The following is a 12,965-nucleotide window of genomic DNA, read 5'->3' on the forward strand; positions in this document are numbered from 1 at the left end:
GGCTTGCCCTTCCAGAGAGTCAATTGTTGTTTTTATGCCCGCAGATGCCGGTTTTGCTGGGCGACTTTGGAAAAATACCGGTGGTTCGTTGGCATAAGCTTATAACAAACCACAAGAGGCTGTAGCCATGGACGTTGCCAAGCGCCAATCCGGATTCTCCACCCGAGCCATTCACCACGGCTACGATCCGCTCGTCCATGGCGGAGCGCTGGTGCCGCCGATTTACCAGACGGCTACCTATGCCTTCCCCACGGTCGAATATGGCGCAGCGTGCTTTGCCGGGGAGCAGCAGGGGCATTTCTATAGCCGTATTTCCAACCCTACCCTGGACTTGCTGGAACAGCGCATCGCCTCACTGGAAGGCGCTGAGGCAGGGCTGGCGCTTGCCTCAGGGATGGGCGCGATCACCGCCACCCTGTGGACTTTGCTGCGCCCTGGCGATGAGCTGATTGTCGGCCAGACGCTCTATGGCTGCACCTTTGCCTTCCTGCACCACGGTATCGGCGAGTTCGGCGTCAAGATCCGGCACGTCGACCTCAACGACGCGCAGGCGCTGGCCGCTGCGATCAACGACAAAACTCGCATGATCTATTTCGAGTCGCCCGCCAACCCCACTCTGGAACTGGTCGATATTGCCGCCGTAGCGCAGGCCGTGCACGGTCGTGATATTCATGTGGTGGTCGACAACACTTTCTGTACACCTTACCTGCAGCGGCCGCTGGAGCTTGGCGCGGACCTGGTCGTGCACTCGGCAACCAAATACCTGAGTGGCCATGGCGACATCACTGCCGGGCTGGTGGCGGGGCGCAAGGCGCTGATTGACCGCATTCGTCTGCAAGGTCTGAAAGACATGACTGGCGCGGTGCTGTCGCCGCACGATGCGTCACTGCTTATGCGCGGAATCAAGACGCTTGGCCTGCGCATGGATCGGCATTGCGCCAATGCGGCGCAGGTGGCTGCGTTTCTGCAGGGCCAGCAGCAGGTCGAGTTGCTGCATTATCCCGGCCTGGCGAGCTTCGCCCAGTACCCGCTGGCGCAGCGGCAGATGCGTTTGCCGGGTGGCATGATCGCCTTCGAACTCAAGGGTGGTATCGAAGCCGGTCGGCGCTTCATGAATGCCCTGCAGCTGTTCAGCCGCGCGGTCAGCCTGGGTGATGCCGAGTCACTGGCCCAGCATCCAGCGAGCATGACCCACTCCAGCTACACCCCTGAAGAGCGTGCGCAGCACGGCATAGGCGAGGGGTTGGTGCGGTTGTCGGTGGGGCTTGAGGATATCGAGGACCTGCTGGCTGATATCGAGCAGGCATTGCGCGCCAGCGTTTGAGCGGGCTCAGGCTTCGTTCATGAATCGAAAAGGGGCCGCTTTGCGGCCCTTCGCGGGTGAACCCGCTCCCACAAAAACCTGTGGGAGCGGGTTCACCCGCGAAGGGCTGCAAAGCAGCCCCAACATCAGCAATAAAACCTTGAAGAACCAGTGCTTACAGCTCGGATCAGCGCTTGAGGCCGTAGCTCTCGTCGAGCATCCCCGGCGAGTTAGGCGTCTTGGGCGCGTAGTCACGCGGCACTTCGGCGGTGTCTTTCGGCGGCGTCAGGCGATCGCGATGGCTTTGCGCAGCCTCCGAATGCAGCGCTGCCAGCAGGCGCTGACGGGTCAGCTCGTCCAGGGCCAGGCGGTTGGCACCGTCGGCCAGGTGATCCTGCACGTCCTGATAGCTCTGGGTCAGGCGTTGAACCAGGGCTGCGGTGCTGTTGAAGTGGGTGACCACTTCACTTTGATAGCTGTCGAAACGTTGCTGGATATCATCCAGTTGACGCTGTGTGCTGCTGGGCGCTGCGTTGGGCAGCAGGCGGGCCACGACGAAGCCGACGACTACGCCGACGACCAGGGCCAGGGTCGGCAACAACCAAACAAGGAGCGAGAGTTCCACGAGTCCTTCCTCTATAAACGGCTTTGCTTTACGTTAACGGCTCAGACCTGCGCTGTATACCGCGAACGATCGCAAATATTTCAGAACAGAATTCATCAGCTAGACGAGTCGACCCCTTCCGAGGTCACGGAGTAGTGCTTTGCTTATCCGCGAAACCCCCTTGTTCATCGATGGCCCATGCGGCCAACTGGAAGCCTTGCAGCTGGAAGTGGCCGAGCCGCGTGGCGTAGTGCTGATCTGCCACCCTAATCCGGTGCAGGGCGGCACCATGCTCAACAAGGTGGTCTCGACCCTGCAACGCACTGCTCGCGATGCTGGCTACAATACGCTGCGCTTCAATTACCGCGGCGTCGGCCAGAGCGCTGGCAGCCATGACATGGGCGCGGGTGAAGTGGCTGATGCCGAGGCCGTCGCCGCCTGGGTGCGGACCAGCTATCCCGAGCTGCCGCTGGTGCTGATGGGCTTCTCGTTTGGCGGTTTCGTTGCCGCGAGTCTTGCCGGGCGTCTGGAAAGCCAGGGCGCAACGCTGCAGCAGCTGTTCATGATCGCACCTGCTGTGATGCGTTTGAATGACGACTTCCCGCTGCCGCAGGTTTGCCCATTGACCGTCATCCAGCCGGACAGCGACGAAGTCGTCGATCCTCAGCTGGTTTACGAATGGTCCGACAGCCTGTCGCGCCCCCATGAGCTGCTGAAAGTGGCAGAATGCGGACACTTTTTCCATGGCAAGCTGACCGATCTGAAGGATCTGGTGCTGCCGCGCCTCTCGAACTGAGCCAAGCCTGATCAAGCGATTACCCATGACTACGCGCATTCTTACCGGTATCACCACCACCGGCACCCCGCACCTGGGCAACTACGCCGGCGCCATTCGCCCGGCCATCCTTGCCAGCCAGCAGCCCGGTGCCGACTCGTTCTACTTCCTGGCCGACTATCACGCGCTGATCAAGTGCGATGACCCGCTGCGCATCCAGCGTTCGCGCCTGGAGATCGCCGCCACCTGGCTGGCGGGCGGGCTCGACCCGGACAAAGTCACCTTCTACCGTCAGTCCGACATCCCCGAGATCCCTGAGCTGACCTGGCTGCTGACCTGCGTTGCCGGCAAGGGCCTGCTCAACCGCGCCCACGCCTACAAGGCGTCGGTAGACAAGAACCTGGAAAACGGCGAAGACCCGGATGCCGGCGTGACCATGGGCCTGTTCAGCTACCCGGTGCTGATGGCGGCGGACATTCTCATGTTCAACGCGCACAAGGTGCCGGTCGGCCGTGACCAGATCCAGCACGTGGAAATGGCCCGTGATATTGGCCAGCGCTTCAATCACCTGTTCGGCCAGGGCAAGGAATTCTTTGCCATGCCCGAGGCGGTGATCGAGGAAAGCGTGGCGACCCTGCCGGGCCTTGATGGGCGCAAGATGTCCAAGAGCTACGACAACACCATCCCGTTGTTCGCCAGCGCCAAGGACATGAAAGACGCCATCTCGCGCATCGTCACCGACTCCCGTGCACCCGGCGAAGCGAAAGACCCGGACAGCTCGCACCTGTTCACCCTGTACCAGGCGTTCGCTACCCCGGCGCAATCGGCAGAGCTGCATGAAGCACTGCTGCAAGGGCTGGGCTGGGGCGAGGCCAAGCAGCGCCTGTTCCAGCTGCTGGACGGCCAACTGGCCGCGCCACGCGAGCATTACCATCAGCTGATCGCACGTCCTGCTGACCTTGAAGACATCCTTCTGGCCGGCGCGGCCAAGGCGCGCAAGAGCGCGACGCCGTTCCTTGAACAACTGCGCGAAGCGGTCGGCCTGCGCTCGTTCCGCAGCAGTGTCCAGGCCAGCACCGACGTGAAGAAAAAGGCCGCCAAGAGCGCCCGCTTTGTCAGCTTCCGTGATGAAGACGGCAGCTTCCGCTTCCGCCTGCTGGCCGCCGATGGCGAGCAATTGCTGCTGTCGCGCAGCTTCGCCGACGGCAAGAGCGCCGGTGCGGTGAGCAAGCAACTGCAGCAGGGTGGTGAAGCCGATGTACGCGTCGACGGCCTGAGCTTTGCCCTGTGGCTGAACGGTGAGCAGGTCGCGGAAGGCCCGCAGTTTGCCGATGCATCAGCGCGCGACGCTGCCGTGCAAGCCTTGCACGCAGCGCTCCAGCCACAAGCCGACTGAGGCATTTCGCCGCAAGTCTGATTGCCATTATGCGGGCCCGTCGCTACAGTGACGGCCCGCTTTTGTTACCTCGCCAGCGAATTATGACGCCTTTAGAACGATATCAAGCAGATCTCAAACGTCCCGATTTCTTCCATGATGCGGCGCAGGAAACAGCGGTGCGTCATCTGCAGCGTCTGTACGACGACCTGGTCGCGGCGCAGAACAACAAGCCCGGCGTGCTCGGCAAGCTGTTCGGCAAGAAGGACCAGGCCCCGGTCAAGGGCTTGTACTTCTGGGGTGGGGTAGGGCGCGGCAAGACCTATCTGGTCGACACCTTCTATGAGGCGCTGCCGTTCGAACAGAAGATGCGCACGCACTTCCACCGCTTCATGAAGCGCGTGCACGAAGAAATGCGCACGCTCAAGGGCGAGAAGAACCCGCTGACGGTGATCGCCAAGCGCTTCTCCAACGAAGCCCGGGTCATCTGTTTCGATGAGTTCTTCGTCTCTGACATTACCGATGCGATGATCCTCGGCACCTTGATGGAAGAGCTGTTCAAGAACGGCGTATCACTGGTCGCGACCTCCAACATCGTGCCTGACGGGCTGTACAAGGATGGCTTGCAGCGTGCGCGCTTCCTGCCAGCCATCGCCATGATCAAGCAGTACACCGATGTGGTGAACGTCGACAGCGGCGTCGACTATCGTCTGCGTCACCTCGAGCAGGCCGAACTGTTCCACTTCCCGCTCGATGCCGCTGCGCACGAGAGCCTGCGCCAGAGCTTCAAGGCGCTGACCCCGGAGTGCACGCAGGCGGTCGAGAACGACGTGCTGATGATCGAGAATCGCGAGATTCACGCCCTGCGTACCTGTGACGATGTCGCCTGGTTCGACTTCCGCGCCTTGTGCGACGGGCCGCGCAGCCAGAACGACTACATCGAGCTGGGCAAGATCTTCCATGCCGTGCTGCTGAGCAATGTCGAGCAGATGGGTGTGGCTACCGACGATATCGCCCGGCGCTTCATCAACATGGTCGATGAGTTTTACGACCGTAACGTCAAGCTGATCATTTCAGCTGAGGTTGAGTTGAAGGATCTGTACACCGGCGGGCGGCTGAGCTTCGAGTTCCAGCGTACGCTGAGCCGTTTGCTGGAGATGCAGTCGCACGAGTTTCTGGCGCGAGCGCATAAGCCTTAATTCGGTGTAGTTGGGGCCGCTTTGCGGCCCTTCGCGGGTGAACCCGCTCCCACAGCTCACATGGCGGCGCTGCGAATCCTGTGGGAGCGGGTTCACCCGCGAAGGGCGGCAAGGCGGCCCCCATGCCCCTCAAGCCTCTTGCATGAACTGCTGCCGATACTGGTTCGGCGACAGCTCGGTATGCTGGCGGAACAAGCGGGCAAAGAAGCTCGCATCGTCGTAGCCCACCTCATAACTGATGGTCTTGATGCTCTTGCGGGTGCTCGACAGTAAACCCTTGGCGGTTTCGATGCGCAGCCGTTGCAGATAGTGCAGGGGCTTGTCGCCGGTAGCCGTCTGGAACCGGCGCATGAAATTGCGAATGCTCATGCCATGGTTGCGGGCGACGTCTTCAAAGCGGAATTTGTCCGCGAAGTGCTCTTCGAGCCAATGCTGAATCTGCAGGATGATCAGGTCCTGATGCAGCTTCTGCCCACCAAAACCCATACGCCCTGGGGTGTAGTTGCGTTGCACTTCATAGAGGATGTCGCGGGCTACCGCGCGGGCGACATTGGCCCCGCAGAAGCGCTCGATCAGGTAAATGTACAGGTCGCACGCCGAGGTCGCGCCGCCCGCGCAGTACAGGTTGTCGGCATCGGTCAGGTGCTTGTCCTGGTTCAGCCGCACAGCCGGGAAGCGCTCGGCGAAGTCAGTGAAGAAGCGCCAGTAGGTGGTCGCCTCCTTGCCATCGAGCAAGCCCGCTTCGGCCAGCCAGTACACGCCGCTGGCTTCGCCACAGAGCACCGCGCCACGCGCATGCTGCTCGCGTAGCCATGGCAAGACCTGCGGATAACGCTGCTGAAGGTTGTCGAAGTCATCCCAGAACGCCGGCAGGATGATCACATCGGCATCGCCCAGGCCGCCGTCTACCGGCACCTGCACGTTGCTGAAGCTGTCCACCGGTGCAGCGTCGGGGCTGACCAGGCAGATTTCGAACATCGGTTGCAGGCCCAGGCCCATTTGCTTGCCGTAGCGCAGGCTGGCCAGGTGGAAGAAATCCTTGGCCTGCATCAGGGTCGAGGCGAACACATTATCGACGGCCAGAATGCTGACGCGCCGCAATGAAGCGGTGGGTTGGGTAAAGATCATTGTCATTGTTCTTATAGGGTAGAGTGGTCAATCACCGGCTGGATCGTCTTATTTTTTGGCGATTGTGTCTACCCCGTCCCGATCCTGCTGCCTGCGGCAGCGGGCTGACCCGCTGCCGCTTTGTTACGGCTGCATCACGGCGCCGGGTTTGGCTGATCCTGGTGCACCGCTTCGATGGCTGCCAGCAGCTCATCGCTCAAGTTCAGATCGGCGCTGGCGAGGTTGCTTTCCAGTTGTTCAAGGCTGGTCGCACCGATGATATTGCTGGTCACGAACGGCTGGCGGGTGACGAACGCCAGGGCCATCTGGGCCGGGTCCAGGCCATGCTCGCGGGCTATCTGCACGTAACGGCTGCAGGCGGCCACGGTCTGCGGGTTGGAGTAGCGGGCAAAGCGGTTGAACAGCGTCAACCGCGCGCCTTCAGGTCTGGCGCCGTTTTCATACTTGCCGGCAAGCATGCCGAATGCCAGCGGCGAGTAGGCCAGCAGCCCGCATTGCTCGCGGATCGCCACTTCGGCCAGGCCGATCTCGAAGCTGCGGTTGAGCAGGTTGTAGGGGTTCTGGATCGATACTGCCCGCGGCCAACCGCGGCTCTCGGCCAGCTGCAGGAACTTCATCGTGCCCCATGGCGTTTCATTGGACAGGCCAATGTGACGGATCTTGCCGGCACGAACCTGCTCGTCGAGCACCTCGAGGGTTTCTTCCAGTGGCGTGAAGTGGTCCTGCGGCAGATGCTGGTAGCCGAGCTTGCCGAAGAAGTTGGTGCTGCGCTCCGGCCAGTGCAGCTGATACAGGTCGATGTGATCGGTCTGCAGGCGCTCAAGGCTTGCGTCCAGCGCGGCAACGATGTGCTGGCGATTGTGCTTGAGCTGGCCGTCGCGGATGTGGCTGATGCCGTTGCCCGGGCCGGCAACCTTGCTCGCCAGAGTCCACTGGTCGCGATCGCCGTTGGCCTTGAACCAGTTACCGATGATTCGTTCGGTGGCGGCGTAGGTCTCCGGGCGCGGCGGCACCGGGTACATTTCGGCGGTATCGATGAAGTTGATTCCGCCGGCCTTGGCCCGGGCGATCTGGGCGAAAGCCTGGTCCTGATCGTTCTGCTCGCCCCAGGTCATGGTGCCCAGGCACAGGGCGCTGACGTTGAGGTCGGTACGGCCGAGCTTGCGGTATTCCATCTGGAAGCTTCTCTCTGGCGAAAAAGACCATAGAAGCAGGTTGAATTTTTTTCTGCAATCTGGATAATCCTGCCCCTCTCCGTTTTGCGGAAGTGATGCACTGCATTACGAGAGAAACCCGCCGGATATTGGACGTGCCCGACCCGAGCCCCCAATAGCGTCCGTATTCGGCTGCGTGCTTGCTTGTCAAGTTGCGCACTATCCAGTAAGATTCGCCGTCTATTTTTTATTGCTTGGGCGGCCTCTGAGGCTTTAGAGATAATGAAAACTTTTACTGCTAAACCAGAAACAGTTACGCGCGACTGGTTCGTCGTCGACGCCGCTGGTCAGACCCTGGGTCGTCTGGCTACCGAAATCGCTCTTCGTCTGCGTGGCAAGCACAAAGCTGAATACACCCCTCACGTTGACACCGGCGACTACATCGTCGTAATCAACGCCGAGCAGGTACGTGTCACTGGTGCTAAAACTACTGACAAAATGTACTACTCCCACTCCGGCTTCCCAGGTGGCATCAAGGAAATCAGCTTCGACAAGCTGATCGCCAAGGCCCCTGAGCGTATCATCGAGACCGCGGTCAAGGGCATGCTGCCTAAGAACCCGCTGGGTCGCGACATGTACCGCAAGCTGAAAGTGTACGCGGGCGCTGTTCACCCACACACTGCTCAGCAGCCTCAAGAACTGAAGATCTAACGGGATAGTTCATTATGTCGGCGACTCAAAATTACGGCACTGGCCGTCGCAAGACCGCAACCGCTCGCGTTTTCCTGCGTCCAGGTACCGGTAACATCTCCATCAACAACCGTCCTCTGGACACTTTCTTCGGTCGCGAAACCGCTCGCATGGTTGTTCGTCAACCCCTCGAGCTGACCGAGAACGTTGCCAAGTTCGACATCTACGTCACCGTTTCCGGTGGTGGTGTCAGCGGTCAAGCCGGTGCGATCCGTCATGGTATCACCCGCGCTCTGATGGCCTACGACGAAGCCCTGCGCCCTGCTCTGCGTCGCGCTGGCTACGTAACCCGCGATGCTCGTGAAGTCGAGCGTAAGAAAGTGGGTCTGCGTAAAGCACGTAAGCGTCCTCAGTACTCCAAGCGTTAATTTCGCTTCGGCAGTCGAAAGAAGCCCGGTTCCTTGGAACCGGGCTTTTTTTTTGCCTTGAACTAACCTGTCAGCATGTCCGCGGCAAGTCGCCTTATAGACGCAGATCAAGCAAAGCGTGGGTTGTAGCCCGGCCGGGGCTAATCACCTTGTCAGTGTGTGGATTTGTTTCTTACCATGGCGACCAAAATTTAGTGCCACAGACATTCACAAAATACAGGCCTGGTTCAACAGGCCAGAGCAGCTGATGGGAGAGGACTGAATGAGTAATGACGGCGTCAACGCAGGCCGGCGCCGCTTCCTCGTAGCCGCCACGTCCGTGGTGGGTGCAGCGGGGGCTGTGGGGGCTGCGGTACCGTTCGTGGGGTCATGGTTTCCCAGTGCCAAGGCGAAAGCCGCCGGTGCACCGGTGAAGGTCAATATTGCCAAGATTGAACCCGGCCAGCAGATGGTTGCTGAGTGGCGCGGGCAGCCAGTATTCATCGTGCGACGCACAGAAGAGATCCTCGGCAATCTCAAGAAAATCGTCGGCGAGCTCGCTGATCCGGAATCGCAGGCCTCGGTGCAGCCGACTTACGTCGACCCAGAGGTGCGCTCGATCAAGCCGGAAATCCTCCTGCTGGTTGGCCTGTGCACCCACCTGGGCTGCTCGCCGACCTTCCGTCCTGAAGTGGCGCCGGTCGATCTGGGGCCCAAGTGGGTCGGTGGCTATTTCTGCCCCTGCCACGGCTCTCATTACGACCTCGCTGGCCGCGTCTACAAGTCCCAGCCGGCACCTCTCAACCTGCCAGTGCCTCCGCACTCATACGAGACGGACGACATCATCGTCATCGGCGTCGATCAGGAGAACGCATGATGAGCAAGTTCATGGACTGGATCGATGCGCGCTTCCCCGCGACCAAAATGTGGGAAGAGCATCTGAGCAAATACTACGCGCCGAAGAACTTCAACTTCCTGTACTTCTTTGGCTCGCTGGCGTTGCTGGTGCTGGTCAACCAGATTGTTACCGGCGTCTGGCTGACCATGAGTTTCACCCCTTCGGCCGAAGAGGCGTTCGCCTCGGTCGAGTACATCATGCGCGATGTCGAGTACGGCTGGATCCTGCGCTATCTGCACTCCACCGGCGCCTCGGCGTTCTTCATCGTGGTCTACCTGCACATGTTCCGCGGGCTGCTCTACGGCTCTTATCAGAAGCCGCGTGAGCTGGTCTGGCTGTTCGGCATGCTGATCTATCTGGCGCTGATGGCTGAAGCGTTCATGGGCTATCTGCTGCCTTGGGGCCAGATGTCGTATTGGGGTGCGCAGGTAATCATCTCGCTGTTCGGCGCCATCCCGGTGATCGGCGATGACCTGACCCAGTGGATTCGCGGCGACTACCTGATCTCGGGGATTACCCTGAACCGCTTCTTCGCCTTGCATGTGGTGGCCTTGCCGATCGTCATTCTCGGCCTGGTGGTGCTGCATATCCTGGCGCTGCACGAAGTCGGCTCGAACAACCCTGACGGCGTCGACATCAAGAAGCACAAGGACGAAAACGGCATCCCCCTCGACGGTATCCCGTTCCACCCGTACTACACCGTCAAGGATATCGTCGGCGTGGTGGTGTTCCTCTTCGTGTTCTGTTCGGTGGTGTTCTTCTTCCCGGAAATGGGCGGCTACTTCCTCGAAAAACCAAACTTCGAGCAAGCCAACGCCTTCAAGACACCCGAGCACATTGCTCCGGTGTGGTACTTCACACCGTTCTACGCGATCCTGCGCGCGGTGCCCGACAAACTGTTCGGCGTGATCGCCATGGGCGCCGCCATTGCCGTGTTGTTCGTGTTGCCCTGGCTTGACCGCAGCCCGGTACGTTCCATGCGCTACAAGGGCTGGCTGAGCAAGATCTGGCTGCTGGTGTTCTGCGTCAGCTTCGTGATTCTCGGTGTGCTGGGTGTGTTGGCGCCTACGCCGGGGCGGACCCTGCTGTCGCAGGTCTGTACCGTGCTGTATTTCGCCTACTTCCTGCTGATGCCGTTCTACACAAGGCTGGAGAAGACCAAAGCGGTTCCGGAAAGGGTGACTGGCTGATGAAAAAGCTTATTGCAGTACTGTTCCTGGCAGTGATGCCTGCCTTGTCCTTTGCCGCGGAACACGGCCTGGAGCTGGACAAGGTCGATATTGACCTGAGTGACAAAGCCGCCATGCAGGATGGTGCGCGGACCTTTGCCAACTATTGCATGGGCTGCCATAGCGCCAAGTTCCAGCGCTATGAGCGGGTCGCTGATGACCTGGGTATCCCCCATGAGCTGATGCTGGAAAACCTGGTGTTCACCGGTGCCAAGATCGGCGACCACATGCAGATCGGCATGCAGCCGGCTGATGCCAAGACCTGGTTCGGCGCTGCGCCGCCAGACCTGACCCTGGTTGCGCGGGTGCGTGGTACCGATTGGCTGTACTCGTACCTGCGTAGCTTCTATGAGGACAAGTCGCGGCCATACGGGGTCAACAACAAGGTCTTCCCCAACGTCGGCATGCCTAACGTGCTGGTTGGCCTGCAGGGTAATCAGGTGATTGGCTGCAAGCAGGTGCAGAGCGTCGTCGACGGCAAGAAGCAATATGACCCGTTGACGGGCAGCCCATTGACCCATGAAGCATGTGATCAGCTGACCATCGAGCCGAAATCCGGTACCCTGACGCCCGAGCAGTTCGACGAGAAGGTCAAGAACCTGGTGACCTTCCTGGCCTATTCGGCCAACCCGGTCAAACTGGAGAGCCAGCGCATCGGTACCTATGTGTTGCTGTACCTGGCTTTCTTCTTCGTGTTCGCCTACTTGCTCAAGCGCGAATACTGGAAGGACGTGCACTGATCACGCAGTAGTTTCTGGTTAGTTGAACGCGCCCTGAGGCGCCCCGTGCAACTGCATTGGGCCCCTCAGGGCGCGTTTGCATTTGTGTTTTACAAGCATCCCCACGAGGAGGCGCTGCATGGGCGTAACCAACAGGTTAGCCTGCTATTCCGATCCCGCTGATCATTACTCGCACCGGGTCCGCCTGGTGCTCGCCGAAAAGGGCGTCAGCGTGCAGATCATCGACGTCGATCCTGGGCGTGTGCCACCCAAGCTGGTTGAAGTGAACCCTTACGCCAGTGTGCCAACCCTGGTTGATCGCGATCTGGCGCTGTATGAGTCGACCGTGGTCATGGAATACCTCGATGAGCGCTATCCGCACCCGCCACTGCTGCCGGTGTATCCGGTCGCACGCGGCAACAGCCGCCTGCTGGTGCACCGCATCCAGCGCGACTGGTGCTCGCTGGCCGACGTGCTGCTCGACAAGCGCAGCACCGAGGCTGCGCAGGCAAAGGCGCGCAAGGAACTGCGCGAGAGCCTGACCGGGGTTGCGCCATTGTTTGCCGAGATGGCCTGCTTCATGAGTGATGAGCAAAGCCTGGTCGATTGTTGTCTACTGCCCATACTCTGGCGTTTGCCGGTGATGGGTATCGAACTGCCGCGGCAAGCCAAGCCGCTGCTTGATTATATGGAGCGACAGTTCGCCCGCGAGCCATTCCAGGCGAGCCTGTCTGCTGCTGAACGTGAAATGCGCAAGCTTTAAGGAGCCGTTGATGAACTCCAGTCGCCCCTATCTGGTTAGAGCACTGTACGAGTGGATCGTCGACAACGATTGCACGCCCCATATGCTGGTCAATGCCGAGTTTCCGGCCGTCCAGGTGCCCCAGGGCTTCGCCAGTGATGGTCAGATTGTCCTGAACGTGTCGCCCAGTGCGGTGCGCAGCCTGCACATGGATAACGACGCAGTGAGCTTTGAAGGCCGCTTCGGCGGCGTCGCGCATTCGTTGTTCGTGCCCACTGGTGCGATCCTGGGCATCTACGCCCGCGAGAACGGTCAGGGCATGGTGTTCGAGCTTGAGCCTTCGCTGCTGGATGATGAAGAGCTTGAGGATGAAGTTGACGAGCCGGATAACGACGGCCCGCCCGAAGGTGGTGGCCAGCCGCCGCGTCCTAGCGGACGACCGAGTCTGAAGGTGGTCAAGTAACAAAAAAGGCGATCCGAGAGGATCGCCTTTTTCGTAAGCGTTGGATCAGCAATTACAGGTCGGTAATGGTGCGAACCTGATCCTTGTTGATGCGCGTGCGCTTGCCGTCCAGCTGTTCGAATTCATAGAAGCCAGAAGCGCGATCGAAGTGGGGCTGGTCCAATGCCTGCAGCTCACGGCCATCATTCAGGGTGATGATGCTCGGGCTGGAGCAGCCAGCCAGGGATGCGCAGGCGCCGATCAGCAGCGCGGGCAGCAGAAACTTGGTCATGGAGTATT

General features: G+C 60.3%; 15 protein-coding genes. 11 read left to right on the forward strand and 4 right to left on the reverse strand.

Features of this window, described 5'->3' with window-relative positions; all coding sequences use genetic code 11:
* Positions 1-127: 127 nt before the first annotated feature.
* On the forward strand, positions 128-1,324 hold the full coding sequence (locus AC58X1_RS19000) for a methionine gamma-lyase (RefSeq protein ID WP_497429319.1): 1,197 nt from the start codon (positions 128-130) through the stop codon (positions 1,322-1,324).
* Between the two features lie 166 nt (positions 1,325-1,490).
* On the opposite strand, the gene AC58X1_RS19005 is transcribed toward AC58X1_RS19000, so the two are convergent.
* Positions 1,491-1,928 (reverse strand): Z-ring associated ZapG family protein, encoded by a 438-nt coding sequence (locus AC58X1_RS19005; protein ID WP_101322017.1) that lies wholly within the window; start codon positions 1,926-1,928, stop codon positions 1,491-1,493.
* 139 nt (positions 1,929-2,067) lie between these two features.
* On the opposite strand from AC58X1_RS19005, the gene AC58X1_RS19010 reads away from it, so the two are divergent.
* The 3 genes from AC58X1_RS19010 (at position 2,068) to zapE (ending at position 5,256) form a co-directional block, all read left to right on the forward strand.
* Entirely contained in the window at positions 2,068-2,703 is a 636-nt protein-coding gene (locus AC58X1_RS19010; RefSeq protein WP_101322016.1) for an alpha/beta hydrolase, read from the forward strand.
* 25 nt (positions 2,704-2,728) lie between these two features.
* Positions 2,729-4,078: a tryptophan--tRNA ligase gene (locus tag AC58X1_RS19015; protein WP_101322015.1), complete on the forward strand. Its 1,350-nt coding sequence runs from the start codon at positions 2,729-2,731 to the stop codon at positions 4,076-4,078.
* A gap of 83 nt (positions 4,079-4,161) precedes the next feature.
* The gene (gene zapE / locus AC58X1_RS19020) at positions 4,162-5,256 is read left to right on the forward strand and encodes a cell division protein ZapE (protein WP_101322014.1); all 1,095 of its coding nucleotides are present in this window, start codon (positions 4,162-4,164) and stop codon (positions 5,254-5,256) included.
* Between the two features lie 129 nt (positions 5,257-5,385).
* Here the strand turns inward: zapE and AC58X1_RS19025 are convergent, their stop codons facing one another.
* Both AC58X1_RS19025 and AC58X1_RS19030 read right to left on the reverse strand, forming a co-directional pair.
* Positions 5,386-6,282 (reverse strand): GlxA family transcriptional regulator, encoded by an 897-nt coding sequence (locus AC58X1_RS19025; RefSeq protein WP_178080845.1) that lies wholly within the window; start codon positions 6,280-6,282, stop codon positions 5,386-5,388.
* A 236-nt stretch (positions 6,283-6,518) separates the two neighbouring features.
* The gene (locus AC58X1_RS19030) at positions 6,519-7,559 is read right to left on the reverse strand and encodes an NADP(H)-dependent aldo-keto reductase (RefSeq protein WP_101322012.1); all 1,041 of its coding nucleotides are present in this window, start codon (positions 7,557-7,559) and stop codon (positions 6,519-6,521) included.
* A 261-nt stretch (positions 7,560-7,820) separates the two neighbouring features.
* Here AC58X1_RS19030 and rplM point away from each other — a divergent pair, with 261 nt between their 5' ends.
* From rplM to AC58X1_RS19065, 7 genes are all read left to right on the forward strand, one after another.
* Positions 7,821-8,249, forward strand: coding sequence for a 50S ribosomal protein L13 (rplM, locus tag AC58X1_RS19035; protein ID WP_101322011.1), 429 nt, complete (start codon positions 7,821-7,823; stop codon positions 8,247-8,249).
* A gap of 14 nt (positions 8,250-8,263) precedes the next feature.
* Positions 8,264-8,656, forward strand: a complete 393-nt coding sequence (gene rpsI / locus AC58X1_RS19040; protein ID WP_101322010.1) for a 30S ribosomal protein S9 — start codon at positions 8,264-8,266, stop codon at positions 8,654-8,656.
* Between the two features lie 262 nt (positions 8,657-8,918).
* A complete protein-coding gene (gene petA / locus AC58X1_RS19045; RefSeq protein WP_101322009.1) occupies positions 8,919-9,512 on the forward strand; it encodes a ubiquinol-cytochrome c reductase iron-sulfur subunit in 594 nt (197 codons plus the stop codon).
* On the forward strand, positions 9,512-10,723 hold the full coding sequence (locus AC58X1_RS19050; protein WP_101322008.1) for a cytochrome b: 1,212 nt from the start codon (positions 9,512-9,514) through the stop codon (positions 10,721-10,723). The genes petA and AC58X1_RS19050 overlap by 1 nt, the downstream gene beginning before the upstream one ends.
* Positions 10,723-11,502 carry a cytochrome c1 gene (locus AC58X1_RS19055; protein WP_101322007.1) on the forward strand — a complete coding sequence of 260 codons (780 nt, stop codon included), beginning with the start codon at positions 10,723-10,725 and terminating at the stop codon, positions 11,500-11,502. The genes AC58X1_RS19050 and AC58X1_RS19055 overlap by 1 nt, the downstream gene beginning before the upstream one ends.
* Before the next feature lie 118 nt (positions 11,503-11,620).
* Positions 11,621-12,244 (forward strand): glutathione S-transferase N-terminal domain-containing protein, encoded by a 624-nt coding sequence (locus AC58X1_RS19060; protein WP_101322006.1) that lies wholly within the window; start codon positions 11,621-11,623, stop codon positions 12,242-12,244.
* 10 nt (positions 12,245-12,254) lie between these two features.
* Positions 12,255-12,686, forward strand: coding sequence for a ClpXP protease specificity-enhancing factor (locus AC58X1_RS19065; protein ID WP_101322005.1), 432 nt, complete (start codon positions 12,255-12,257; stop codon positions 12,684-12,686).
* A 52-nt stretch (positions 12,687-12,738) separates the two neighbouring features.
* Here AC58X1_RS19065 and AC58X1_RS19070 read toward each other — a convergent pair whose 3' ends face one another.
* Complete coding sequence (locus AC58X1_RS19070) at positions 12,739-12,957, reverse strand: YgdI/YgdR family lipoprotein (RefSeq protein WP_101322004.1); 219 nt, start codon at positions 12,955-12,957, stop codon at positions 12,739-12,741.
* Positions 12,958-12,965 lie beyond the last annotated feature (8 nt).

The organism is Pseudomonas sp. PGPR N4, from assembly GCF_059693665.1.

Excerpts from the sequence above, each read along its gene's own strand:
- AC58X1_RS19015 (WP_101322015.1), top strand. The coding sequence starts at position 2,729 with ATGACTACGCGCATTCTTACCGGTATCACCACCACCGGCACCCCGCAC.
- AC58X1_RS19000 (WP_497429319.1), top strand. The coding sequence starts at position 128 with ATGGACGTTGCCAAGCGCCAATCCGGATTCTCCACCCGAGCCATTCAC.
- AC58X1_RS19070 (WP_101322004.1), bottom strand. The coding sequence starts at position 12,957 with ATGACCAAGTTTCTGCTGCCCGCGCTGCTGATCGGCGCCTGCGCATCC.
- AC58X1_RS19055 (WP_101322007.1), top strand. The coding sequence starts at position 10,723 with ATGAAAAAGCTTATTGCAGTACTGTTCCTGGCAGTGATGCCTGCCTTG.
- AC58X1_RS19060 (WP_101322006.1), top strand. The coding sequence starts at position 11,621 with ATGGGCGTAACCAACAGGTTAGCCTGCTATTCCGATCCCGCTGATCAT.
- rpsI (WP_101322010.1), top strand. The coding sequence starts at position 8,264 with ATGTCGGCGACTCAAAATTACGGCACTGGCCGTCGCAAGACCGCAACC.
- AC58X1_RS19050 (WP_101322008.1), top strand. The coding sequence starts at position 9,512 with ATGAGCAAGTTCATGGACTGGATCGATGCGCGCTTCCCCGCGACCAAA.
- zapE (WP_101322014.1), top strand. The coding sequence starts at position 4,162 with ATGACGCCTTTAGAACGATATCAAGCAGATCTCAAACGTCCCGATTTC.
- AC58X1_RS19030 (WP_101322012.1), bottom strand. The coding sequence starts at position 7,559 with ATGGAATACCGCAAGCTCGGCCGTACCGACCTCAACGTCAGCGCCCTG.
- AC58X1_RS19065 (WP_101322005.1), top strand. The coding sequence starts at position 12,255 with ATGAACTCCAGTCGCCCCTATCTGGTTAGAGCACTGTACGAGTGGATC.
- petA (WP_101322009.1), top strand. The coding sequence starts at position 8,919 with ATGAGTAATGACGGCGTCAACGCAGGCCGGCGCCGCTTCCTCGTAGCC.
- rplM (WP_101322011.1), top strand. The coding sequence starts at position 7,821 with ATGAAAACTTTTACTGCTAAACCAGAAACAGTTACGCGCGACTGGTTC.